This is a genomic window from Modestobacter sp. I12A-02662 (assembly GCF_041028325.1).
GTDB lineage: Bacteria > Actinomycetota > Actinomycetes > Mycobacteriales > Geodermatophilaceae > Modestobacter.
Map to the genome: position 1 here is coordinate 296513 of NZ_JABGDE010000006.1, position 22581 is coordinate 319093.

General features: G+C 74.6%; 23 protein-coding genes, 1 tRNA gene and 1 pseudogene. 10 read left to right on the forward strand and 15 right to left on the reverse strand.

Annotation, left to right across the window (positions count from 1 at the left end):
* Nucleotides 1-10 precede the first annotated feature (10 nt).
* A complete protein-coding gene (locus HL189_RS10840; RefSeq protein ID WP_369133701.1) occupies nucleotides 11-547 on the reverse strand; it encodes a helix-turn-helix domain-containing protein in 537 nt (178 codons plus the stop codon).
* Nucleotides 548-614: 67 nt separating this feature from the next.
* Between HL189_RS10840 and HL189_RS10845 the strand changes: the two genes are divergently transcribed.
* Genes HL189_RS10845 through HL189_RS10855 form a run of 3 tightly spaced genes read left to right on the forward strand, consistent with a single transcriptional unit; the run spans nucleotide 615 to nucleotide 2995 of the window.
* A complete protein-coding gene (locus HL189_RS10845) occupies nucleotides 615-962 on the forward strand; it encodes a hypothetical protein (protein WP_369133702.1) in 348 nt (115 codons plus the stop codon).
* Nucleotides 959-1972 (forward strand): alpha/beta hydrolase family protein, encoded by a 1014-nt coding sequence (locus HL189_RS10850; protein WP_369133703.1) that lies wholly within the window; start codon nucleotides 959-961, stop codon nucleotides 1970-1972. The genes HL189_RS10845 and HL189_RS10850 overlap by 4 nt, the downstream gene beginning before the upstream one ends.
* 9 nt (nucleotides 1973-1981) lie before the next feature.
* On the forward strand, nucleotides 1982-2995 hold the full coding sequence (locus tag HL189_RS10855; RefSeq protein WP_369133704.1) for an NADPH:quinone reductase: 1014 nt from the start codon (nucleotides 1982-1984) through the stop codon (nucleotides 2993-2995).
* A gap of 14 nt (nucleotides 2996-3009) precedes the next feature.
* Here the strand turns inward: HL189_RS10855 and HL189_RS10860 are convergent, their stop codons facing one another.
* The 6 genes from HL189_RS10860 to HL189_RS10885 all read right to left on the reverse strand — a co-directional run bounded on the left by HL189_RS10860 (nucleotide 3010) and on the right by HL189_RS10885 (nucleotide 7078).
* The gene (locus tag HL189_RS10860; protein WP_369133705.1) at nucleotides 3010-3261 is read right to left on the reverse strand and encodes a Txe/YoeB family addiction module toxin; all 252 of its coding nucleotides are present in this window, start codon (nucleotides 3259-3261) and stop codon (nucleotides 3010-3012) included.
* Entirely contained in the window at nucleotides 3258-3395 is a 138-nt protein-coding gene (locus HL189_RS10865) for a type II toxin-antitoxin system Phd/YefM family antitoxin (protein WP_369133796.1), read from the reverse strand. Before HL189_RS10865 ends, HL189_RS10860 begins: the two co-directional genes overlap by 4 nt.
* Nucleotides 3365-3502: a type II toxin-antitoxin system prevent-host-death family antitoxin gene (locus HL189_RS10870; RefSeq protein ID WP_369133797.1), complete on the reverse strand. Its 138-nt coding sequence runs from the start codon at nucleotides 3500-3502 to the stop codon at nucleotides 3365-3367. The genes HL189_RS10865 and HL189_RS10870 overlap by 31 nt, the downstream gene beginning before the upstream one ends.
* Nucleotides 3503-3630: 128 nt before the next feature.
* Entirely contained in the window at nucleotides 3631-4785 is a 1155-nt protein-coding gene (locus HL189_RS10875) for an acyl-CoA dehydrogenase family protein (RefSeq protein ID WP_369133706.1), read from the reverse strand.
* A 4-nt stretch (nucleotides 4786-4789) separates the two neighbouring features.
* On the reverse strand, nucleotides 4790-6793 hold the full coding sequence (locus tag HL189_RS10880; protein WP_369133707.1) for a biotin carboxylase N-terminal domain-containing protein: 2004 nt from the start codon (nucleotides 6791-6793) through the stop codon (nucleotides 4790-4792).
* Nucleotides 6794-6874: 81 nt separating this feature from the next.
* On the reverse strand, nucleotides 6875-7078 hold the full coding sequence (locus HL189_RS10885; RefSeq protein WP_369133708.1) for a hypothetical protein: 204 nt from the start codon (nucleotides 7076-7078) through the stop codon (nucleotides 6875-6877).
* Nucleotides 7079-7176: 98 nt separating this feature from the next.
* On the opposite strand from HL189_RS10885, the gene HL189_RS10890 reads away from it, so the two are divergent.
* Nucleotides 7177-7707, forward strand: a complete 531-nt coding sequence (locus HL189_RS10890) for a ferritin (RefSeq protein WP_369133709.1) — start codon at nucleotides 7177-7179, stop codon at nucleotides 7705-7707.
* A gap of 43 nt (nucleotides 7708-7750) precedes the next feature.
* On the opposite strand, the gene HL189_RS10895 is transcribed toward HL189_RS10890, so the two are convergent.
* Nucleotides 7751-9364, reverse strand: coding sequence for a carboxyl transferase domain-containing protein (locus tag HL189_RS10895; protein WP_369133710.1), 1614 nt, complete (start codon nucleotides 9362-9364; stop codon nucleotides 7751-7753).
* A gap of 55 nt (nucleotides 9365-9419) precedes the next feature.
* Between HL189_RS10895 and HL189_RS10900 the strand changes: the two genes are divergently transcribed.
* On the forward strand, nucleotides 9420-10025 hold the full coding sequence (locus HL189_RS10900; RefSeq protein WP_369133711.1) for a TetR/AcrR family transcriptional regulator: 606 nt from the start codon (nucleotides 9420-9422) through the stop codon (nucleotides 10023-10025).
* A 21-nt stretch (nucleotides 10026-10046) separates the two neighbouring features.
* On the opposite strand, the gene HL189_RS10905 is transcribed toward HL189_RS10900, so the two are convergent.
* A complete protein-coding gene (locus HL189_RS10905; protein WP_369133712.1) occupies nucleotides 10047-11903 on the reverse strand; it encodes a hypothetical protein in 1857 nt (618 codons plus the stop codon).
* 249 nt (nucleotides 11904-12152) lie between these two features.
* On the opposite strand from HL189_RS10905, the gene orn reads away from it, so the two are divergent.
* From orn to HL189_RS10925, 4 genes are all read left to right on the forward strand, one after another.
* A complete protein-coding gene (orn, locus tag HL189_RS10910; protein ID WP_369133713.1) occupies nucleotides 12153-12833 on the forward strand; it encodes an oligoribonuclease in 681 nt (226 codons plus the stop codon).
* A 58-nt stretch (nucleotides 12834-12891) separates the two neighbouring features.
* A tRNA-His gene (locus HL189_RS10915) sits at nucleotides 12892-12967 on the forward strand.
* A gap of 472 nt (nucleotides 12968-13439) precedes the next feature.
* Nucleotides 13440-15074 (forward strand): sodium-dependent transporter, encoded by a 1635-nt coding sequence (locus tag HL189_RS10920; RefSeq protein WP_369133714.1) that lies wholly within the window; start codon nucleotides 13440-13442, stop codon nucleotides 15072-15074.
* A complete protein-coding gene (locus tag HL189_RS10925; protein ID WP_369133715.1) occupies nucleotides 15071-15205 on the forward strand; it encodes a methionine/alanine import family NSS transporter small subunit in 135 nt (44 codons plus the stop codon). The genes HL189_RS10920 and HL189_RS10925 overlap by 4 nt, the downstream gene beginning before the upstream one ends.
* 152 nt (nucleotides 15206-15357) lie before the next feature.
* Here the strand turns inward: HL189_RS10925 and HL189_RS10930 are convergent, their stop codons facing one another.
* The 6 genes and pseudogenes from HL189_RS10930 to HL189_RS10955 form a co-directional block, all read right to left on the reverse strand.
* Nucleotides 15358-17001: a hypothetical protein gene (locus HL189_RS10930; RefSeq protein WP_369133716.1), complete on the reverse strand. Its 1644-nt coding sequence runs from the start codon at nucleotides 16999-17001 to the stop codon at nucleotides 15358-15360.
* Nucleotides 16998-17912 (reverse strand): ATP-binding cassette domain-containing protein, encoded by a 915-nt coding sequence (locus HL189_RS10935; RefSeq protein ID WP_369133717.1) that lies wholly within the window; start codon nucleotides 17910-17912, stop codon nucleotides 16998-17000. Before HL189_RS10935 ends, HL189_RS10930 begins: the two co-directional genes overlap by 4 nt.
* 321 nt (nucleotides 17913-18233) lie before the next feature.
* Nucleotides 18234-18656, reverse strand: a complete 423-nt coding sequence (locus HL189_RS10940; protein ID WP_369133718.1) for an ATP-binding cassette domain-containing protein — start codon at nucleotides 18654-18656, stop codon at nucleotides 18234-18236.
* Between the two features lie 31 nt (nucleotides 18657-18687).
* Nucleotides 18688-19086: pseudogene (locus HL189_RS10945) on the reverse strand (ABC transporter permease subunit); the annotation flags it as partial.
* Nucleotides 19086-19424: a hypothetical protein gene (locus HL189_RS10950; RefSeq protein ID WP_369133719.1), complete on the reverse strand. Its 339-nt coding sequence runs from the start codon at nucleotides 19422-19424 to the stop codon at nucleotides 19086-19088. The gene HL189_RS10950 and the pseudogene HL189_RS10945, both read right to left, overlap by 1 nt.
* Complete coding sequence (locus tag HL189_RS10955) at nucleotides 19412-20329, reverse strand: ABC transporter substrate-binding protein (RefSeq protein WP_369133720.1); 918 nt, start codon at nucleotides 20327-20329, stop codon at nucleotides 19412-19414. The genes HL189_RS10950 and HL189_RS10955 overlap by 13 nt, the downstream gene beginning before the upstream one ends.
* Before the next feature lie 201 nt (nucleotides 20330-20530).
* Between HL189_RS10955 and HL189_RS10960 the strand changes: the two genes are divergently transcribed.
* Nucleotides 20531-22573 carry a putative bifunctional diguanylate cyclase/phosphodiesterase gene (locus HL189_RS10960; RefSeq protein WP_369133721.1) on the forward strand — a complete coding sequence of 681 codons (2043 nt, stop codon included), beginning with the start codon at nucleotides 20531-20533 and terminating at the stop codon, nucleotides 22571-22573.
* Nucleotides 22574-22581 lie beyond the last annotated feature (8 nt).

Here is a 22581-nt window from a genome sequence, read left to right on the forward strand (position 1 = left end):
GCCGGGGAGGTCAGGGGCCGGGGGGCGGGTCGGCCGGCAGCAGGATCGTGGTCAGCAGCCGCCGCCGGCGCCCCTCGGGGGGCAGCGACGTCCGGCGCGCGTACGCCCCGCGGACCTCGGTGAGCAGCTCCAGCATCTCCTCGTCGGTGAGGTGCAGCGCGATCTGCCGGTAGCTGACGAAGTCCCGGCCGAGGTCCACCTCACCGCGGTCGAGGTAGCGGTCGAAGTCGGCGAGCAGCCCGGCGACGAAGGTCAGGAAGGCCCGCCGGTGCTGCTCGGGCGTGAGCTCGGCGGCCTCGGCCGGGCCGATCGAGGCCGCCTCGGCGTGCAGGCGGTAGGTGCGCTCGGACACGGCGCGCACCCGTCGCTCTCCCGCGACTTCGAGCACGCCGGCCGCGGCCAGCGTGGCGACCTGGCGGTAGAGGGTCGCCGCGGACACGTCCGGCAGCAGCTCGCGCAGCTGACCGGTGGTGAGCTCCCGGTCGCCGAGGAACGCCTGGACGATCCGCAGCCGCACCGGGTGCAGCAGCAACTCCGCCGTCGTCATGTGCGTCACATCGTCCTGACTGTTCTCATCCTTGACATCGTTCTTGTCATTGAGAACACTACACTGCATGAGCGCTGTCCACCTCACCGACCAGGAGCTCCGCGTCGAGCTCACCCGTGCCGAGAAGATCGCCGGCCTGCACGGAGACGTCCGCATCCCGCTGGCCGCCATCACCGACGTGGAGGTCGTCCCGGACGCGCTGACGGCCACCCGCGGCCTGCGTGCCCCGGGCCTGCAGCTGCCCGGCCGGCGCAAGATCGGCACCTGGCGCACCCGCGGCGGCGCCGAGTTCGTCACCACCCACCGCGGCCAGGCCGGTGTGCGCCTGACCCTCTCCGGGCACCGGCTGGCCTCGGTCCTGCTCGGGGACGACGACGCCCAGGACCTCGCGGCGCGCATCCGGGCCGCGCGGTGAGCCCGCGCGAGGTGCAGCTGCGCTTCCCCGGCCCGGACCGGGACCTGGCCGGCACCCTCACCGTGCCCGTGGGGGACGGCCCGTTCCCGGCGGCGGTGCTGGTCAGCGGCTCCGGCCCGCTGGACCGGAACTCGAACGCGCCGCGGATGCCGATCGACTCGACCCGGCAGCTGGCGCACGCCCTCGCCCCGGCCGGCATCGCCTCGCTGCGCTACGACAAGCGCGGCGTCGGGGAGAGCCGGTCGCTGCGCGACGGGACCACGGAGGGCCGGAACGGCTGGAAGCGGGTCGGTCTGCTCGACAACGCCGCGGACACCGCCGCCGCCTTCGCCGCGCTGGCCACCCGGCCCGAGGCCGACCCCGGCCGGCTGTTCATCGTCGGGCACAGCGAGGGCGCCCTGCTGGTCGCGCACGCCGCCGCCGGGCTGCTCACCGGGCCGTCCGGCCCGCGCCCGGCCGGGGTGGTGCTGCTGTCCGGCGCCGCGCAGCGCGGGGACGCCGTGCTGCGCCGGCAGGCGGCCGTGATCGCGCCCACGCTGCCCGCCCCGGTCCGCGCCCTGCTGCGGCTGCTGCGGGTCGACCTGATCAGCAAGGTCAGCCGCAACCACGACAAGATCCGCGCCACCACCACCGACGTGACCCGCATCGGCGGTCCCACGGTGAACGCCAAGTGGTTCCGCGAGTACCTGGACCACGACCCCCGCGCCGACCTGTCCCGCCTCGACCTGCCCGTGCTCGCCGTCACCGGCAGCAAGGACCTGCAGGTCGACCCGGCCGACCTGGCCGCGATCGCCGAGGCCGTGCCGGGGCCGGTGGAGACCTGGTGCGCCCCCGACGTGAGCCACCTGCTGCGCACCCAGCCCGGCGCCGCGTCGCTGCGCGCCTACAAGCAGGAGGTCCGCCGCCCGGTCGAGCCCGCGGTGCTCGGCCGCGTCACGAAGTGGGTGACGGCTCGGGCGGCCCGAGAGCGCGACGAGCCGGGGGTGGTCGAGGAGCGGCATCGGGGGTAGGGAGGCCCGGTGCGAGCGATCACCTACACCCAGCCCGGCGGTCCCGACGTCCTCCAGCTCGTCGACCGGCCCACCCCCGACCCCGGCCCCGGGGAGGTGCGGGTGCGCCTGGCCTTCTCCGGGGTGAACCCGACCGACTGGAAGGCCCGGAGCACCGCCGACCCCGGGCCCGGGGGGAAGGTCCCCAACCAGGACGGCTCGGGCACCATCGAGGCGGTCGGCCGGGGCGTGGACCCGGTGCTGCGGGGCGAGCGGGTGTGGGTGTGGGAGGCGGCCTGGCAGCGCCCGCACGGCACGGCCGCGGAGTACACCGTCGTCCCCGCCCGGCAGACCGTGCTGCTCGGCGAGGGGCCCTCCTTCGAGCTGGGTGCCGCGCTCGGCATCCCCTTCCTGACCGCGCACCGCTGCCTGACCGTCGCCGAGTCGCTGCCCGACCGGCTGGGCCCCGGCTCGCTGCACGGCCGGACCGTGCTCGTGCAGGGCGGCGCCGGCGCGGTCGGCAACGCCGCCATCCAGCTGGCCCGCTGGGCCGAGGCCACCGTCATCGCCACGGTCAGCTCCCCGCGCAAGGCGCAGCTGGCCGCGGCGGCCGGCGCCTCGCACGTCGTCGACTACCGGCAGCAGGACGTCGTCACCGAGGTGCGCAAGGTCGCGCCCAAGGGCGTCGACACCATCGTCGAGGTCAACGCCGCGCAGAACGCCGCGGCCGACGCGCAGGTGATCGGCCTGCACGGTGCGGTCGCCATGTACGCCGACGACGGCGGCGCGGAGGTCACCGTCCCGGTGCGCTCGCAGATGAACCCGAACGCCCGCTGGCAGTTCGTGCTCGTCTACACCGAGCCGGCGCGGGCCAAGGAGATCGGCGTCGAGGACGTCAACGCCGCGGTGCTGGACGGCGCCGTCCGGGTCGGCGAGGAGGCCGGGCTGCCGCTGCACGTGTACCCGCTGGCCGAGACGGCGCGGGCCCACCAGGCGGTGCAGGACGGCGCCGTCGGCAAGGTGCTCGTCGACGTCACCGCCTGAACGACGCGGTCCGGTCAGTAGTGGTAGCGCGCCTGCAGGACGACGAGCTGGTCGCCGTCCACCGTGCAGACCAGCCGGTGCTCCTGGTCGATGCGACGGGACCAGCAGCCGGACAGGTTGCCGCTGAGCCGCTCGGGCTTGCCCGTTCCGCTACTGGGGTCACGGGCAGCCTCGCTGATCAGCCGGTTGACCCGCAGCCGCGTCTTCCGGTCCCCGGCCCAGCTGGTGTAGTCGGCCCGGCCGTGCGAGGTGGACGTGATCCTCACTCGGTGAGCTCGTGCGGCTCCGCACGGCCGGCAGCGGCCTCGGCCAGGCTCTCCCGCAGCCGCTGCGCGTTGGCGGGCGACTGCAGCAGGTAGACCGTCTCCTTCAGCGAGCGGTACTCGTCGGCGGAGACCAGGAACGCCGTCCCCTCCTGGAGACGATCTCCACGGCGATCTGGTCGTCGTTGACCTCCTCGATCAACGGGAACAGTCGCTGCCGAGCCTCGCTGGCGGTGATGGACATGCGACCTCCCTCGACGAGTGGTGCGAGAAACTGAACCACCAGGGTCGCCAGCCGAGGCCGAGCGAGCGGTTCCGGCCGCCGACATGCGTGAGCGCGCCGTCCTGGACGACCGGAACTGCTCACTCGGCCTAGCCGAGGCCGAGAGACCTCGCGATCAACATCCGCTGCACCTCGCTGGTGCCCTCGCCGATCTCCAGGATCTTGGCGTCCCGGTAGAACCGGCCGACCGGGAACTCCGTCATGAAGCCGTACCCGCCGTGCACCTGGGTGGCGTACCGGGCGTTGTCCATCGCGACCTCGGAGCTGTAGAGCTTGGCGACGGCGGCCTCCCGCTTGAACGGCTCGCCGCGCAGCATCTTCTCCGCCGCCCGGTAGTAGGCCAGCCGCGCGGTGGAGGCCCGCATCTCCATGTCGGCGATCATGAACTGGACGGCCTGGTTGCGGCCGATCGGCTGCCCGAACGCCTCCCGCTCCCCCGCGTACTTCACGCTCTCGTCGACGCAGCCCTGCGCGAGCCCGACGGCCAGCGCGGAGATCGCGATCCGGCCCTCGTCGAGGATCGACAGGAACTGCGCGTAGCCGCGACCGCGCTCGCCGACCAGGTTCTCCTCGGGCACCCGGCAGTCGCTGAAGACCAGCTCCCGGGTGTCGGAGGCGTTCCAGCCGACCTTCTTGTAGCGCTGGCCGACGGTGAAGCCGGGGGTGTCGCTGGGGACGGCGATCGTCGAGATCTCCTTGCCCCCGTCGGCCTTGGTGCCGGTGACCGCCGTGACGGTGACCAGGTCGGTCATGCCGGTGCCGGCGTTGGTGATGAACGCCTTCGACCCGTTGAGCACCCAGTGCCCGTCCGCCAGGCGCGCCGTCGTCCGGGTGGCCCCGGCGTCCGACCCGCCGCCGGGCTCGGTGAGCCCGAAGGCCCCCAGCGCCTCACCGGCGCACAGCCGGGGCAGCCACCGCTGCTTCTGCTCCTCGGTGCCGAACCGGTAGAGCGGCATCGCGCCCAGCGAGACGCCGGCCTCGAGCGTGATGGCGACCGAGCTGTCGACCCGGGCGAGCTCCTCCAGCGCCACGCAGAGGGTGAAGTACGTGCCGCCGGCGCCGCCGTACTCCTCGGGGAAGGGCAGGCCGAACAGGCCCAGCTCCCCCATCTGGCGCACGATCTCGGTCGGGAACTCGTCGCGCTCGTAGAAGCCGCCGATCTGCGGGGCGACCACGTCGAGCGAGAACTCGCGGACCACCTTCCGCAGCGCTTCCGTCTCCTCGTCGAGCCGGTAGTCCAGCACTGGGTCACTCCCCTCCGCCGGGCGGCAGTGGGGTCACCACGGCCACCCGCTCGTCCAGCCGGACCGGTCGGCCCGCCGTCACCGGGAGCTCGGTGACCGTCCCCGCGACCGGGGCGGTCAGCACGTGCTCCATCTTCATCGCCTCGACGACCAGCAGCGGGGTCCCCGCCTCCACCTGGTCGCCGAGGGACACCTGCACCAGCGTCACCGTGCCGGGCATCGGGGCGGTCACCGCGCCGTCGGACGCCGCCGACGCGGCGGTCGACGCCAGCCGCTCGTGCTCGCGCAGCGCGGCGACGTGCCCGTCCACGGCGAGCCACACCGTCCCGCCGGAGTGGACGACGGTGAACCGGGTGCTCACCGCGCCGACGGTGACGCTCAGCCGGTCACCGTCCCGGGAGGCGCACGCCGGCAGTGGCTCGCCGTCCCCCACCCGCACCTCGGCGGCGGCCGCCAGGCCGCGCACCCGCACGTCGACCGGGTTCCCGCCGGCCGCCTGCAGGCGGAGCCGCGTCCACGCCGGCTCGCCCAGCCGCCAACCCGAGGGCACCTCCCACGGGTCGACCAGGCACCCCGTGGGCTCGGCCTCCAGCTGCAGCGCGAGCGCAGCGGCGGCGTACACGTGCGGCGGCGGGGGCTCCGACCAGGTCAGCGCCTCGCCCCGGCGCTCGATGAGCCCGGTGTCGAGCCGGCCGGCGACGACGTCGGGGTCGGCCAGCAGGTCGCGCAGGAAGGTGGTGTTCGTGACCACCCCGAGGACGGCGGTGTCCCCGAGTGCCCTCACCAGCCGCGCCCGCGCGGTCTCCCGGTCCGGCCCCCAGGCGATCACCTTGGCCAGCATCGGGTCGTAGTCGGTGCCGACGACGGAGCCCACGGCCAGCGAGCTGTCCACCCGTACCCCGGTGCCGGCCGGCTCGACCAGGCCGACGACCGTGCCGGTCTGCGGCAGGAACCCGCGCGCCGGGTCCTCGGCGTACACCCGGGCCTCGATGGCGTGCCCGTCGAGGGTGACGTCGCTCTGGTCGATCCGCAGCGGCTCCCCCGCCGCGACCCGCAGCTGCAGCTCCACGAGGTCCAGGCCGGTGATGCACTCGGTGACCGGGTGCTCGACCTGCAGCCGGGTGTTCATCTCCAGGAAGTAGAAGTCGCGCGGCCGGTCGGCGTCGACGATGAACTCGACCGTGCCGGCGCCGGTGTACCCGACCGCGCGGGCCGCCTCGACCGCGGCGCGCCCCATGGCGGCCCGGCCGGCGGTGTCCAGCAGCGGGGACGGCGCCTCCTCGACGACCTTCTGGTGCCGGCGCTGCAGGCTGCACTCCCGCTCGCCGAGGTGGATCACCGTGCCGTGCCTGTCGCCGAAGACCTGCACCTCGATGTGCCGCGCCCGGCCGAGGTACCGCTCGACCAGCAGGGTGTCGTCGCCGAAGGAGCCGCGGGCCTCGCGCCGGGCGGCGGCGATCTGCCCGGGCAGCTCCCCGGCGTCGCGGACCACCCGCATGCCCTTGCCCCCGCCGCCGGCACTGGGCTTGAGCAGCACGGGGAAGCCGATCTCGACCGCGGCGAGGGCGACGGCGTCGTCGTCCATGCCCGGCTCGGTGCGTCCCGGCACCACCGGCACGCCCGCGGCGGCGACCGTCTGCTTGGCGCGGATCTTGTCGCCCATCGCCTCGATCGCGGCGACCGGCGGGCCGATGAAGACGATCCCCGCCCGCTCGCACGCGCGGGCGAAGTCGACGTTCTCGGACAGGAAGCCGTAGCCGGGGTGCACGGCCTGCGCGCCGGTGCGGCGGGCGGCGTCGATCACCCGATCGATGGACAGGTAGCTCTGCGCGGCGGGCGCCGGGCCGATGGGGACGGCGACGTCCGCGAGCCGGGTGTGCAGCGCGCCGGCGTCCGCCTCGCTGTACACGGCCACGGACCGGATGCCCAGCTCCCGCAGCGTGCGGATCACCCGGACGGCGATCTCCCCGCGGTTGGCGACCAGGACGGTGTCGAACACGCTCACCATCCCCCGCCCGAGCGGCCATTACCGCCCCGATGGCCGGAGTGAGGAGCGGCCTCTACCGCCCCGAAGTCCGGAGGGAGGGGGTCAGGCCGCCTTGCGGGTGCTCTTCGCGAGCACGGCGTCGGCCTTCTCGAGCCGGACCAGCCGGCGCTTCTTGACCGTGTAGCCGTCGGGGAGGTTGCCCTCAGCGAGGGCCCGCAGCGGGCAGCGCTTGCACCGGGGCTTGTCCTCGCAGCACTTCTTCTTGGGCATGCGCTGCTTCGCCGCCGCGCGCTTGTCCTTGGGCACGCGGTGAGGTTAGCCATGCCTTGGTGGGTGGGCCACCGCCTCGGGCGTGTCGCCAGATACCGTGCGCGGGACGAAGTCCGACAGACCCGGGAGTCCCGATGGCCGCCGATGCCTTCATCGACCTGCTCAACGCCCAGATCGGCCACGAGTTCGCCGCGCACCAGCAGTACGTCGCCTGCGCCATCTACTTCGACCAGCTCACGATGCCGCAGACCGCCCAGCTGTTCTTCGACCAGGCGGTCGAGGAGCGCAACCACGCGATGATGATGGTGCGCTACCTGCTCGACGCCGACGCCCTGGTCACCATCCCGGGCATCCCGGCACCGATCACCGACTTCCCCGACGTGGTCGCCCCGGTCGCCCTCGCGCTGGACCAGGAGAAGCGGGTCACCGAGCAGATCAACCGGCTCACCGCGGTCGCCCGGCAGGAGATGGACTTCGCCTCCGACCAGTTCATGCAGTGGTTCATCAAGGAGCAGGTCGAGGAGGTCAGCAAGATGAGCGACCTGCTCGCCATCGTGAAGCGCTCCACGCACGACCTGGAGACGATCGAGGACTACGTGCTGCGCGAGGTCAAGCCCGAGGCGGCCGACCCGACCGCCCCGTCCATCGCCGGCGTCGGCGCCTGACCCGTTCGTCCGGCCATGTTGGCCAACATGGCCGGACGAACGGTCACATGCGGAAGACGCCATAGCCGACCTCCTCGAGGGGCGCGTTGGCGCAGGCGGACAGCGCCAGGCCGAGCACGGTGCGGGTCTGCGCGGGGTCGATGACGCCGTCGTCCCACAGCCGGGCCGTGGCGTGGTACGGGTGCCCCTGGTCCTCGTACTGGGCGCGGATCGGCTCCTTGAAGGCCTCCTCGTCCGCGGCTGTCCACTCCTCGCCGCGGGCGGCCAGCCCGTCCCGTCGCACCTGCGCCAGGACGCTGGCCGCCTGCTCGCCGCCCATCACCGAGATCCGTGAGTTCGGCCAGGTGAACAGGAACCGGGGCGCGTAGGCCCGCCCGCACATCGAGTAGTTGCCGGCGCCGAAGGAGCCGCCGATGACGACGGTCAGCTTGGGCACCCGGGCGCAGGCGACGGCGGTGACCATCTTGGCGCCGTGCTTGGCGATGCCGCCGGCCTCGTAGTCGCGGCCCACCATGAACCCGCTGATGTTCTGCAGGAACAGCAGCGGGATCCTCCGGCGGTCGCACAGCTCGATGAAGTGGGCGCCCTTGAGCGCGGACTCGCTGAACAGCACCCCGTTGTTGGCGATGATCCCGACCGGGTGGCCGTGCAGCCGGGCGAAGCCGGTCACCAGCGTCGCCCCGTAGAGCGGCTTGAACTCGGCGAACCGGCTGCCGTCGACCAGCCGGGCGATCACCTCGCGCACGTCGTAGGGCGTGCGGGTGTCGACGGGGACGACGTCGTACAGGCTCTCCGCGGGGTGCAGCGGCTCCTCGACCGGCTCGACGTCCCAGGGCCGGGGGGTGCGCGGGCCGAGGGTGCCGACGATCTGCCGGACGATCTGCAGCGCGTGCGCGTCGTCCTCGGCCAGGTGGTCGGTGACCCCGCTGACCCGGGAGTGCAGCTCGCCGCCGCCGAGCTCCTCCGCGGTGACCTCCTCCCCCGTCGCCGCCTTCACCAGCGGCGGGCCGCCGAGGAAGATCGTGCCCTGGCCGCGGACGATGACCGCCTCGTCGCTCATGGCCGGCACGTACGCGCCGCCGGCGGTGCACGACCCGAGGACGGCGGCGATCTGGGCGATCCCCGCCTCGGACAGCGTGGCCTGGTTGTAGAAGATCCGCCCGAAGTGGTCCCGGTCCGGGAAGACCTCGTCCTGCAGCGGCAGGAAGGCGCCGCCGGAGTCGACCAGGTAGACGCAGGGCAGCCGGTTCGCCCAGGCCACCTCCTGGGCGCGCAGGTGCTTTTTGACCGTCATCGGGTAGTAGGTGCCGCCCTTGACGGTGGCGTCGTTGGCGACGACGACGACCTCACGGCCGGCGACCCGGCCGATCCCGGTGATGATCCCGGCGGCCGGCGCCTCGTCGTCGTAGAGGCCGTGCGCGGCCAGCGGCGACAGCTCGAGGAACGGGCTGCCCGGGTCGAGCAGGGCGTCCACCCGCTCGCGGGGCAGCAGCTTGCCGCGGCCGACGTGCCGCTGCCGGGCACGGTCCCCGCCGCCCTGGGCGACCCGGGCCAGCTGCTGGGCCAGGTCGGCGGCCAGGCGCCGGTGGTGGCCGGCGTTGCGGGCAGCCGCGTCCGGGTCCGCCGGGGAGGCGGTGGAGAGCACCGGTGCGTCCACGAGCGGAGTCAACCACGACTCCCGCCCCGATGTGAACAGCGGTTAACCTCAGCGGGTGCCGTCCACCCCGGACACCGCCCTGTCCGACGACGCCGCGCGGCCCTCCCGCCGCGAGCAGATCCTGCGCGCCGCCGCCCAGCTGTTCGCCGAGCGCGGCGCGCGGGCGGTGGGGGTCGACGACGTGGGCGCGGCCGTCGGCGTCACCGGCCCGGCCATCTACCGGCACTTCGCCAGCAAGGACGCGATGCTCGCCGAGATGCTGCTGCGGATCAGCGAGCGGCTGCTGGCCGGGAGCGCGGAGGTGGTGGCCGCCGCCGGGGACGACGCCGCCGGCCAGCTGCGCGCGCTGATCGCGTTCCAGGTGGAGTTCGCCCTGGACAACCCCGCGCTGATCACCGTGCAGGACCGGGACCTGGGCGTGCTGAGCGAGCCCGACGCCCGCCGGGTGCGCCAGCTGCAGCGCCGCTACGTCGAGGAGTGGGTCGGCGTGCTGGCCCGGCTGCACCCCGGGGCGTCCACGGCGGCCTGCCGGGCCCGGGCGCACGCCCTGTTCGGCCTGATCAACTCCACGCCGCACAGCGCCGGCCGGCTGGCCCGGCCGGCGATGGCCCGGCTGCTCACCGGGATGGCCGAGGCGGCGGCGACGGCGCCGGTGAGCTGAGCGACCCCGTCGACGGCGGGATCAGCCGGCGGTCGGCGGCAGGGACAGCGCCGCGCTGGCGAGGGCGTCGAGCGCGGAGGTCGCCCCAGCCTCACCGGTCCAGGACGTCTCCACGATGGTGACCGTGCTGCCCTGCTGGGAGCTGGCGTACTCGGCGTTGCGCAGCCGGTCCGGGCCGCCGTCCCAGCTGACCCCCTCGCGCAGCAGGTCGTTGACGTTGCCGCTGCCGTCGGTGTCGGCGAGCGACCGCAGCGCGCCGGCCCCGGCCGCGTCGGGCATCTCGACCCGGGCCACCGACACGACCGCGGGGCGGCCGTCGGCATCGGCCGACCAGAGCGACCGGTCGAGCGCGGCACAGTCGGTGTTGCCGAAGAACGCGGCCACCGAGCTGTAGGAGTGCCCCTGGCAGCTGGTGTCGCTCTGCCGGGCCTGCAGGGTGAACGGGATCCCGTTGACCACCTCGACCGCGCCCGGGGTCGGCCCGGCGGCGGGCGCGGACGTGTCCGGGGCCGCGGTGGTGGCGCCGGCCCGGTCGGCGGGGGCGTCGTCGTCCCCGCCGGTGTACGTCAGGACGCCGACCACCAGGAGGACCAGCACGACGGCCACCGCGGCGGCGACGAGGAGCACGGAGCGGGTGCGCCGGGGTCGCTCCTGCTCCGCCGGGTCGTCGGCCGAGGGAGACGTGCGGCGGGGCCGCAGCTCCGGGGGCAGCTCGCGCTGCACCGGCGGCGGCACGGACGGCGGCACGGACGGCGGCACGGACCCGGCGGCCTCCGGTGCCGGAGCGGCGAACAGCCCGCCGATGCCGCCGGTCTCCTCCCCCGGGCGCGCGCCGCCGGGCTCGGACACCAGCGCGACGGTGTCGCCGGAACGGCCCTGCTGCAGCTGCGTCGGGAGGGCACCCGTCACGGGCACCCGCGGGGTCGGCGGCGGAACGGCCGGGGGCGCGGGCGCAGCGGCGACCCGGTCCTGCCCCGTCGGCGGACCCGGGGTGGTCATCGGCGGGGTCATGACGACCGGGGTCGCGTCCTCCTGCGCCGGCGCGGCCGCGGCCTCCGCCTCGGCCTGCGCGGCCACCGCGGCGGCGGCGACCCGGGCCGCGGCGGCCGGGTCGACGATCGGGCCGGCCGGGGCGGCGCGGTCCGGGGCGTCCGGAGCGGGTTCGGCGGCCACCCGGGCCGGCTTGGCGTTGAGGGTCGCCGGGGTCAGCAGGTCTGGGCGGCGCAGCACGTAGGGCGAGTAGGGGAAGCCCTCGCCGTTCAGCTCCTCCACGGTCGGCGTCCGGCCGGGCACACCGAGGGCCTCGATGGCGGCCCGCACGTCGGCCGTCGTCCACAGCCGGGGGTTGTCGGTGCCGGAGTAGCGGCTGGCGCGGGCGACGCCGAGCAGCAGCGAGCGGGGGTCCAGCAGCGCCACCTGGTCACCCTCGCCGAGGTCGCCGTCCGGCGGGTCGATGCCGGTGACGGCGCCGACGAGGACGGTCAACCGGGCGATGCGCCCCGGACCCAGGCCCGCGCGGCGGAGCGTCACCGCGGCCTCCATGCCCGCCCGCATGAGCCCGTCGAGCGGTGTGGAGCCGCCGCCGGACAGCTGGAGCACGTCGCCGGGCACGTTCCCCGGGCCGATCGTCCAGGCTCCGTCGGGGGTCGCGGTCACGATGCCGGACTGGCGCTCGACCTCGACGACCCGTACGACGGCGATGCCCTCGGGCACGAAGAGGACGGCGTCGGACAGCCGGCGGCGCATCGGCCCCTCGACCACCGGACGGGAGGCCATCACCGCTCCCCGGACGCCGCCGCCGGTGTCCCAGTCGGCGAGCTCGGCGAAGAACGCACGCTCTGCCGCCGTCTCCAGCGGGGTCGGCGTGAGGATCAGCACGGACTCTCCCGGGCGCAGACGACAGGGGCGGCGCAGCCCGGGCGCGACCCCGGCCACACGGTCGCCGCCCGGCACGGGGCCCACGGGCGGACCCGGACGACGGTACGTCATCGGCCCCGCGCCCCGGGCCCACCGCGGGGGCGCGCCGCGCGGTGGGCGCGGTGATCCGCCGGCCGCATCCGACCGGGACCCCGGGCTGCACCCGCGGGCCCGAGCGTCGGGGTGCACCGGTGCGTAGGGTGGCGCGACGTGGCTGACACCCCGCCGAGCAACCTGGTCTGGATCGACTGCGAGATGACCGGACTGGACCTGGTCCGCGACAAGCTCATCGAGGTCGCCGTCGTGGTCACCGACTCCCAGCTCAACGTCCTCGACCCCGGGCTGGACCTGGTGGTCCACGCCGACGACGAGGACCTCGCGGGGATGGTCGACGTCGTCGCCGAGATGCACGCCAGGTCCGGGCTCACCGAGGCGGTGCGTGCCTCGACGGTGACGCTCGAGGACGCCTCGGCCCAGGTCCTGGAGTACGTGCGGCGTTTCGTGCCCGAGCGGCGCAGCGCCCCGCTCTGCGGGAACTCGATCGGCACCGACCGCGGCTTCCTCGCCCGGGACATGCCCGAGCTCGACGACCACCTGCACTACCGGATGGTCGACGTGTCCTCGGTGAAGGAGCTGGCCCGCCGCTGGTACCCGCGGGTGTACTTCGCCCAGCCGCAGAAGGGCCTGGCGCACCGGGCCCTCGCCGACATCCTCGAGTCCATCCGCGAGCTGGCCTACTACCGGCAGACCCTGTTCGTGCCCGACCCCGGGCCCTCGAGCGAACAGGCCCAGGCCGCGTCGGCGGCCGCCGTCACGGCCTTCGCCCCGGTGCTCGCGGCCGGTGCGACCGTCGAGGGCACGCCGGAGGCGGAGGCCCCGGCCGCGAGCTGAACCGGGCCGGGTATCGTTGCGTCGGTTCGCGCGGCCACCCCGGTGGCGGCGAGCGACGGTGGGTGTAGCTCAGCTGGTAGAGCGCCAGGTTGTGATCCTGGATGTCGCGGGTTCGAGTCCCGTCACTCACCCCACGAGGTGGAGGCCCTGGGCAGTTCGCTGGCCAGGGCCTCCATCTGTTCCGGCGCGGTGCACGACGGCAATCGGGACGCCGCTGCCCCTTCGCTGGGGCCAACGGTGGGGCGGCTGCGCAGCGCGCGGCTCCCGACGGTGCGGCTGGTCCATCCCGACCAACCGCACGGAGTCCACCTCGTGCCCGTCGAGCCCCCACCCCCTGGATCGAGGAGCGCGGCGAGCAGCACCGCGTGTCCTGGCGCAAGCGCCGCGCGGGCCTGCCGCCCGCTGCCACTTGCCCTGCCACGTCGGTGACCGGGCCGCGCAGTTCGTCGCACGGCCGGCTCGCGGCGTCGGACCACGGCTCGACCGTTGGTCTCGGACTTCCGACAGCGGAGACGCCTGAGCCCTGCCATCCTCTCTGGACCGGTGCGACGTCGACCGGCGGTCCAGGTGGTTGCCGGCTCGGCGGAAAACGACTCAGGAGGTCACATGGGCGCGTCGGCGGGGCACGTTGCGGAACAGGCGGACGTAGAGCGCCGCCGCGGCGGGTTCAGCTCCAGGCGCGTGTTCATCCTGGCGGCGATCGGGTCGGCTGTCGGGCTCGGCAACATCTGGCGGTTCCCCTACGTCGCCTACGAGAACGGCGGCGGCGCCTTCGTGCTGCCCTACCTGGTCGCCCTGCTGACCGCCGGCATCCCGTTCCTGCTGCTGGACTACGCCATCGGCCACCGCCACCGCGGCTCTGCACCGCTCTCCTTCGCCCGACTGCGCCGCGGCACCGAGGGACTCGGCTGGTGGCAGGTGGGCATCTGCTTCGTCATCGCCATCTACTACGCGGCGGTGCTCGCCTGGGCGCTGCGCTACACCGTCTTCTCGGTCGACCGGGCGTGGGGCTCCGATCCCGAGGGCTTCTTCTTCGGTGAGTTCCTCCAAGCCGGCGACGTCCGGGTCACCGCCGACGTGGTGCCGGGGGTGCTCGTGCCCCTCGCGCTGGTCTGGCTGCTCGTTCTCGTGATCATGGCCCTCGGCGTCCAGCGCGGGATCGGTGCGACCTCGCTGGTCTTCATCCCGGTGCTGGTGCTCGCCTTCGCTGCCCTCGTCGTGCAGGCGCTGCTGCTGCCTGGCGCAGGGGCCGGCCTCGACGCGCTGTTCACACCCGACTGGTCGGCACTCACCGAGCCCTCGGTCTGGGCCGCCGCGTTCGGTCAGATCTTCTTCTCGCTGTCGGTCGGCTTCGGCATCATGATCACGTACGCCTCGTACGTCCGCCGCCGCGAGGACATGATCGGCTCGGGCCTCGTCGTGGGCTTCTCGAACTCCAGCTTCGAGCTGCTCGCCGGGATCGGCGTGTTCGCCGCCCTCGGTTTCATGGCCCAGGCCAACGGCGTCGCGGTCGGCGAGGTCGCCAGCGATGGGATCGGTCTGGCCTTCATCGCCTTCCCGGCGATCATCAACGAGGCCCCGGCCGGCGCCGTCCTCGGCGTCCTGTTCTTCGGGTCGCTGGTCATCGCCGGCCTCACCTCGCTGGTCAGCGTGATCGAGGTGGTGATCTCCGCCGTCCGCGACAAGCTCGACACCGGGCGCCTCACCGCGACCCTCGGGGTCGTCGTCCCCGTGGCGGTCCTGAGCCTGGTGCTGTTCAGCACCACGAGCGGCATCTACGTGCTCGACGTCGTCGACCACTTCGTCAACCAGTACGGGATCCTCGTCGTGGCGTTGGTCAGCATGCTGGTCGTCGCCTGGGGGCTCCGGGCGCTGGTCGGCCTCGGCGAGCACCTCAACGTCCACGGCCGCCCCCGGGTCGGGACCGGTTGGCGCGTGCTGACGAGCGTCGTCGCACCGGCGGGCCTGGCCATCGTGCTCGTTCTCGGTCTGCGGGACGACCTCGCCGCCCCCTACGAGGGCTACCCCACCTGGCTGCTGCTGGTCTTCGGTTGGCTGATGGTCGCGGCGCTGCCCCTCGTCGGCTTCCTCCTCGCCCGGCTGCCGTGGCGTGCCGGGACCCACCTGGACGGGCCGCCGCCCGGCTCCGACCCGGCGGCGCCGCTGCACGCGACCGCCACGACGGACCCCAGCCCCGGCGACCACCGGGAGACCGGTCACGACGAGGAAGGACACCGATGAGCACGGCCGCGATCGTGATGATGGTGGTGGCGATGGTCGTGATCTGGGGAGGCCTCGGCTTGGCCGTCGCCAGCCTGCTGCGTCACGGGGCCGTCGAGGACCGCGCCGAGAACCTGCACCCGGAGCGCTGATCGGTGGCGGACCCCGCAACGCCGCAGAGCCTCCGCTCATCGGCAAACGCCCGCGCGGTCCGGTTCGCATGGCTGCTGGATCCGTAGCGGCGAGGTGCGGCGTCGCGCGAGGCGCGCTGGCCTGCGGCGTTGCCGGTCCACGAAGAACCCGGTCAGGCGGTCAGATCCCGGCGGCTGTAGCGGCGGCATCCGACGACCGCCAGCAGCCCCGCGGCCGCGAGCATGCCGACCGCCCCGGCGGGGTGCCACGGCTCGGCCGGCACCGCGGCCAGGTGCGCGAACGGCGACCACCAGCGCACCGCCGCCGGCCAGCCGAAGGTGTCGGCGAGCACGAGCAGCAGGTACCCGCCGGCCGCGGGTAGCACCCCCAGCGGGAGTACAGCCGATCGCGCCCACCCCAGCGCCCCCAAGGCCGCGCCCAGGCACAGCAGCGCGACAGGCACCACGCCCAGCGCTCCGGCCAGCGCGTCGGCCAAGCCGAGCCCGGCGTCCACCCAGAGCGTGCCGGCCCAGGTGGCCGCACCGGCCGCGGCAGCCAGGAGGACGCAGGCGGCGGCAACGGTGGCGGCCTCGGTGGCCGCCCACCGGACCCGGCCGACGGGCAGCCCGTACAGCAGGGCCAGCCGCCCGGCGGCCTCGTCCGCGGCGAGTGCCTCGATCCGGACGGCGGCGAACGCCCCGATCGGTACCGCCAGCAGCGTGTACAGCGCCGACACGTAGCCCTCCACCGACCCGAGCCGCGCGAAGCCGGCTTGCGCGGCCAGCTCGGCGAAGGACGGGTTGTCCCGGAGGAAGTCCGTCATCGACGTGGCCAGCAGCCCGATCAGCAGGAAGTAGGACATCAGCCCGGCGGCCCAGCTGATCGTCGGCCGGCGGATGCGGTGCACCGCCAGTCCGGGCAGGCTGCGCAGCAAGCGGCTGTGCGCGGTCCGCCGCCTGCGCCCGGCGATCCGGCCGCTGCCGACGTCGCGGTCCGCGGCGAGCACGACGGCAGCGACGGCAGGGACTGCGACGAGGACGGCGAGGACCAGCAGCAGTGCCGCCCGGTCGTCGACGAACGGCGCGGTGCGGCCCAGCACCCCCAGCGGGCTGAGCCATGCCAGCCAGGCCAGCGCCGGCACCCCGTCGGCCACCATGCGGGCCAGCACGCCGCCGAGGACGACGGCGACCGCCAACCCGGACGCCGAGCGTCGGTCGGTGAACAGCTGCGCGGCCAGCACGCCGACCGCGGCACCGACCATCCCGGTTCCCGCCAGGCCTGCACCGAAGAGCACCGAGCCCGTGGTCGAGGCACCCGCCAGCACGAGGCCCAGTCCGCCGGCCGCGCCGACCATCACGCTGGCGGCCAGCACGGCGACCAGGATGCGTACCGTCAGCGACCGCAGCCCCAGCCGCCCGGCCAGCAGCAGGTCGACCCGGCCGGCCTCCTCCTCGCCGCGGGTCAGCCCGGTCGCGGTCAGCGCCGCCCACACCCCGACCAGGACGGCCAGCACGGTGCCGGTCCGCCAGACCGCGAAGCCGCCCGGGTCGTCCAGCCCGACCGGCGGCCCGAACAGGGTGCGGATCGCGAGGTTCTCGGCCAGCGCCGCCAGCGACTCCGCGCCCAGGGCGCCGTCCAGCCCGCGGTACTGCGAGACGACCAGTGCCGTCATCCCGCCGCACACGGCCGCGACGATCGCGGTGCCGCGGCGCACCTGCCGGGCTGCGGCCACGGTCGCCGTGCGGCCGGCCGAGCAGGCCGGCGCCGGGCGCGGCGCGGCGAGCGCGGCCTGGCCGGGTGTGGTCCGCGTGGTCATGCTCCGGCCTGGCCGTAGTAGTCGAGGAAGATCTCCTCCAGCGACGGCTCCCGGACCTCCAGGTGGGCGACGTCGGCGTCGGCCAGCGCCCGCAGCACCGGCCCGGGCGGGCCGGTCAGCGACAGCTCCACCCGTACCGGCGAGGGCCACCGCAGATCGGTGACGCCGGGCAGTTCGGCCAGCCCCTGCAAGGTGGGGGCCGGCGCGGCCAGGTCGGCAACCACCTCGGCACGGTGCAGCCGGCGCAGCGCGGCGAGCCCGGCCACCTCCACCAGCCGCCCGCTGCGCAGGATGCCGACCCGGGAGCACACCGCCTCGACCTCGGCGAGCTGGTGGGAGCTGAGGAACACCGCCTGGCCGCGAGCGGCCGCCTCGGCGATGCAGGCCCGGAACTCCCGCTCCATCAGCGGATCCAGCCCGCTGGTGGGCTCGTCGAGGACCAGCAGCGACGCCCGGGTCGCGAACGCCGCGACCAGCGCCACCTTCTGCCGGTTGCCGGTCGAGTAGGTCCGCGCCCGCCGGTCGGGGTCCAGCGCGAAACGCTCCACCAGCTCCGCCCGGTAGCCCAGGTCGGTGCCCGGGCCGACACCGGCGAGCAGGTCCAGGCATTCCTGTCCGGTCAGCGACGGCCACAGCGCGACGTCGGCCGGCACGTAGGCCAGCTGCCGGTGCGCCCGCTCGACGTCGGCGGCCGCAACGCCGAACACCTCCACGGTGCCCGTGGTCGGCCGCAGGAGCCCGAGCGCCATGCGGATCGTCGTGGACTTCCCGGCACCGTTCGGACCGAGGAAGCCGAACACCTCTCCGGGGGCGACGGTCAGCGACAGGTCCACCACGGCGTCGGTGGTGCCGAACCGCTTGCTCAGCCCGACAGCGCGCAGCGCAGGGACGGACGAGGTGGGGGTGGCCATGGCGGGCTCCTGGCAGTCGGGGACACGACTGCCGACCAGGCTTCCCGGCGCACCGGAACAGACCGTAGACCCCCCGGTTGGCCAGCGGAAGTACCCGCGACGCCGGCGCTCTTGCGCTCGCCGGCGGAGGTGGCGGGTCGACCTCGTCCGTTCCCGGGGCTCAGCCCCGGCCGGTCCACGCATCGAGCACGCCGGTGGCCAGGACCATCGCCAGCCCGGTCCGCGACCGGTGGCCGGGCCCAGGTGCTCGGCGGGCAGCTCGCCGGCGTCGACGGACAGCAGCAGCGAGGAGCGCGGCGCGTGCGGTCATCCCTGCCCCGATCAGCGGGCCGCCTTCCCGGCCTGCGCCACCTCGAGGGGTCGTCGGAGGCCGGGCTCGGTGTCCTCCGACGGGGGCGGCCAGTCGACGACCCGGTCGGCGACCGCCTCCAGCAGGGGCCGGTCGTGCGAGATCGCCAGGACGCCGATCCCGGCCGAGCGGCACCGTTCGAGCAGCAGGTGCCAGACGCGGACCTGGGTGACGGCGTCGAGGCCGGAGGTGATCTCGTCGGCGACGAGGAAGCGCGGGCGGGCGAGCAGCCCCCGGGCGAGGGCCACCCGCTGCAGCTGGCCGCCGCTGAGCTCGTGCGGACGGCGGTCGAGCCACGAGGGCGCGACGAGCTCCGGGTCGAGCGCCGCGAACACCTGCTCGGCCAGCACCGCACCGGCGAAGAGCTCCCCCAGCGCGGCGAACTGCAGGAGCACCGCGGGGGCCCGCCGCGTGGCGCAGCAGCCGGTGCACCACGACGCCGGCGGTCGACTCCCCCTGGGCCCGGGCGAACGTGACGTGGTCACTGGCCAGCGTCTCCACCACCGCGTTCCGGGTGTGCAGCACCACCGGGGCGACGCCGACGGTCGAGAGGGTCAGCGCGGGGAGCACCAGGTGGTGCAGCCGGTCGAGCAGGGGGACCTCGTCGGCGAGCGCGCCGACCGGGACCGAGCAGCACACCGGCGTCCAGCCCAGCGACACCGAGAACACGTAGAGCAGCAGCAGCCCGACCCAGAACGTCGGAGCCGACGCCAGGGTGTAGGCCCACCAGCAGATCGCCCGGTCGAGGGGGCGACCCGACCGCACCCCCGCCGCGACGCCCAGCGCGAAGCCGAGCAGCCCGGACAGCAGCCAGGCGACCGCCATCAGGGCGAGGCTGGTGAGAACCGCTCACCGATCACCTCGGCAACGGGCTGGTTGAAGGTCAGCGACTGCCCGAGGTCCCCCTGCGCGACCTGCCCCAGCCAGGTGGTGAACCGCTCCAGCGGCGGGTCGTCCAGTCCCCAGCGCTCCGCGATCAGCGCCCGCTGGTCCGGCCCGATCGCCGCGATGTCCCCGCCGACGTAGGCGTCCACCGGGTCGACCGGCGAGTTGACCATCAGCACGAACGAGGCGGTCGCGACCGCGGCCAGCAGGAGGGCCAGCCGCAGTGCCCGGCCGCCGGCGGCCCGCAGGACCGCCGGCCCGCGGGTCAGCAGCTCCACTGCCAGCCCGTGATCCCCGCGGTGACCGGCCAGCCGTGGCCGTGCGGCTCGATCTGGGGGGTCCCCAGGTCGAGGCACTCGTCCACGAGGTACGTGTGGTCCAGGTTCACCAGCCACGCCCACGCGGCGTCGCCGCGGGGACCGAAGCCGGTCCCCTCGCCGTCGTGCTGGGCGGCGCGCCAGTGCTCGACGGCGGTCGCCTCGTCGGTGGCGGTCATCGCGGCCTCGAGGTGCGCGTCGACCCTCGGGGAGGCGTAGAAGCCCGGGTTCCAGTACTCCACGCCGGCCCGGGTCGAGGAGTAGAGGTTGTACATCTCGGCCGGGTCGTGACTGCCCCAGCCGAAGAGCACCGCATCGGCGTGCAGCCGCTGGTCGATGACGTCCCACTGCACCAGCCGGAAGGGACCCGATCCCACGGGGTCGCGCGCGTAGTCCGCGCCGTACGCGTGCTCGGGCACGACCCCGAGCGACACCAGCCGGTTGACGAACGTGCTCCGCGGCCGCTCCAGTCGGAGCTCCACGGTGTCCTCGTCGACCGCCACGGCCTCGGCCAGCGCGGTGACGTCGGTGAGTCCGCCGCTCTCGGCGGCCGTGGTGAAGGTGTAGGCGACGTCCGCGGCAGTGACCGGTTCCCCGTCGGTGAAGCGCGCGTCGGTGCGGATGTCGACCGTCCACACCAGGCCGTCGGCGCTGGTCGACCAGCTGGTGGCCAGGTCCGGGACCACGTCGAGGTGCTCGTCCCGGTCCAGCAGGGTGGACTGGAACAGCGGCGAGCCGTACCGGCCCCAGCCCAGCGTCGGGTCGTAGCCGTCCTCCGGTTCGCCGCCGATCGCCAGCCGCAGCTCGGTCGGTGCGGTCCCCTGCGCGCCGGAGTCCGTGCCGGCGCCCCCGCAGGCGGTCCCCACGAGCGCGACACCCGCCCTGATGGCGACGCACTGTGCCGCCCGTCGTCCCCGCTCCGCCGGATCTGCTCCCGTTGACCTGCACCGCAGCTCATTGCAAAAGGTTTGCAACAGACGCCGGGGGTGGGGCGCGCGGTCGGAACGGGGCAACCGGCAGCCGAACTGTGCGAGCGTGGGGCCGGCCCCGTCTCCCGGGAGGTGGTGATGGCCGACCAGGGCGACCCGGACGCCGCGGTGCTGGCCGCTCTGCAGGTGCACCCCGCGCACGGCGCCGTCGTCTTCCAGGCCCTCCCGGGCCGGCGGGGCGCGGCCGGTGACTTCGTCGTCGAGCGGTTCACCGGCGCCGCCGCCCGGCTGCTGGGACCCGCCCTGGCGCCGGGCACCCGGATCAGCCAGCTGGCGGGGCCGGACGCGGAGGACCTCGTGCCGGAACTCGCCCGGCTGGTGACGGAGGGCGGCTGGTCCCGGCTCACCCTCCCGTCGGGCGAGGACCCCGGGAGCCCGGCCTGCGTGGACGCCGTCGGCGTCGGCGACCGGGTGGTGGGGCTGATCTGCCCGGAGGGCCTCCCCCCGCCGGTGCAGGAACGGGGGTTCCGCGCGCTGGTCGAGGCCGCCGTCGACGTCGTCCACGTCCTCGACGCCTCCGGCATCACCCGGTACATCAGCCCGGGTGCCGCCCAGGTCCTCGGCTACACGCCCGAGGAGCTGGTCGGCCGGCACTTCCGGTTGATGCTGGACCCCCGCGACCGTGCCCAGGTCGAGCAGGCCTTCGCCGACGTCGTGGCGGCACCCCCGGGATCGGTGATCGAGGCGGAGCACCGGGTGCGCAGCAAGGACGGCCAGGTGCGCTGGGTCCACGGCCGCGGCTCCAACCACCTGGGGACACCGGGCGTGCAGGCCGTCGTCGTGAACTGGCGGGACGTCACCGTGCCCGTGGAGCTGCGTGCCCGGCTGGAGTACGCGGCCACCCACGACGCCCTGACCGGGCTGGCCAACCGGACGCTGTTCATCGACCACCTGGAGCTCGCGCTCGCCACCGCCGCCCGGCACCCCCGGCACCGGGTCGCGGTGCTCTTCTGCGACCTCGACCGCTTCAAGCTGGTCAACGACAGCTTCGGCCACGTCGCCGGCGACGCGCTGCTCCGGCAGGTCGGCTCCCGGCTGCGCGGGGCGGTCCGTCCCGCCGACACGGTGGCCAGGCTCGGTGGTGACGAGTTCGCCGTCCTCCTGCCGGAGCTCACCGGGGACGAGCAGGCCGGCCACCTGGCCGAGCGGGTGGTGTCCGCGGTCGCGGGCCCGTACCGGCTCGAGGACGGGCGGGCGGAGCTCCTCGTCGGCACCTCGGTGGGTGTCGCCCTGTCTGGGCACCCCCCGCAGGACGCCGAGCAGCTGGTGCGGGAGGCCGACACCGCGCTGTACGAGGCCAAGCACCGGGGCGGCGGCCGGGTGCAGCTCTACTCCGGGGCGCTCAGCGAGAGCGTGAGCGAGCGGTTCCGCCTGGAGGCCGAGCTCCGCCGGGCCCTGATCGGCGGCCAGCTCCGGGTGCTCTACCAGCCCAAGCTCCGCCTCGCCGACGACGAGGTGTTCTCCGCCGAGGCGCTGCTGCGCTGGGAGCACCCCGAGCGGGGTCTGCTCCGGCCGGCGGACTTCCTGGCGCTGGCCGAGGAGGCCGGGCTGCTGCTCCCGATCGGGGCGTGGGTGCTCCGGACGGCGGCCGAGCAGGTGGCGGCCTGGGCGCGGACCGGCCGCGGGATCGGCGTCCAGGTCAACTTCTCCGCCGAGGAGCTCATCGACCCCACGATGCTCGAGCTGGTCAGGACCACGCTCGTCGAGACAGGTGTCGACCCCGGCAAGCTGGAGATCGAGATCACCGAGCGGGTTGCGGTGGCCGACCTGGCCCGGACCATCGAGACCGTCGGGGCCATCCGCGAGCTGGGACTCCACGTGTCCCTGGACGACTTCGGCACCGGGTACTGCTCACTGGCCTGGCTGCAGCAGATCCCGGTGGACATCGTGAAGCTGGACCAGAGCTTCACCCAACGGCTCGGGGACGACCCGACCAGCACCGCCATCGTGGAGGCGGTGATCCGGCTCAGCTCGGCACTGGACCTGCTGACCGTGGCCGAGGGGGTGGAGACGGCGGAACAGCTCGCCCGGCTCCGGGAGCTCGGCTGCCACTCCGCCCAGGGCTACTTCATCGGCGCGCCGATGCCCGCCGCCGAGCTGGGCGCCCGGCTGCCGCGCTGATCGACCCG

Excerpts from the sequence above, each read along its gene's own strand:
- HL189_RS10840 (WP_369133701.1), bottom strand. The coding sequence starts at position 547 with ATGACGACGGCGGAGTTGCTGCTGCACCCGGTGCGGCTGCGGATCGTC.
- HL189_RS10845 (WP_369133702.1), top strand. The coding sequence starts at position 615 with ATGAGCGCTGTCCACCTCACCGACCAGGAGCTCCGCGTCGAGCTCACC.
- HL189_RS10870 (WP_369133797.1), bottom strand. The coding sequence starts at position 3,502 with ATGTCCATCACCGCCAGCGAGGCTCGGCAGCGACTGTTCCCGTTGATC.
- HL189_RS10880 (WP_369133707.1), bottom strand. The coding sequence starts at position 6,793 with ATGGTGAGCGTGTTCGACACCGTCCTGGTCGCCAACCGCGGGGAGATC.
- HL189_RS10890 (WP_369133709.1), top strand. The coding sequence starts at position 7,177 with ATGGCCGCCGATGCCTTCATCGACCTGCTCAACGCCCAGATCGGCCAC.
- HL189_RS10920 (WP_369133714.1), top strand. The coding sequence starts at position 13,440 with ATGGGCGCGTCGGCGGGGCACGTTGCGGAACAGGCGGACGTAGAGCGC.
- HL189_RS10925 (WP_369133715.1), top strand. The coding sequence starts at position 15,071 with ATGAGCACGGCCGCGATCGTGATGATGGTGGTGGCGATGGTCGTGATC.
- HL189_RS10930 (WP_369133716.1), bottom strand. The coding sequence starts at position 17,001 with ATGACCACGCGGACCACACCCGGCCAGGCCGCGCTCGCCGCGCCGCGC.
- HL189_RS10935 (WP_369133717.1), bottom strand. The coding sequence starts at position 17,912 with ATGGCCACCCCCACCTCGTCCGTCCCTGCGCTGCGCGCTGTCGGGCTG.
- HL189_RS10960 (WP_369133721.1), top strand. The coding sequence starts at position 20,531 with ATGGCCGACCAGGGCGACCCGGACGCCGCGGTGCTGGCCGCTCTGCAG.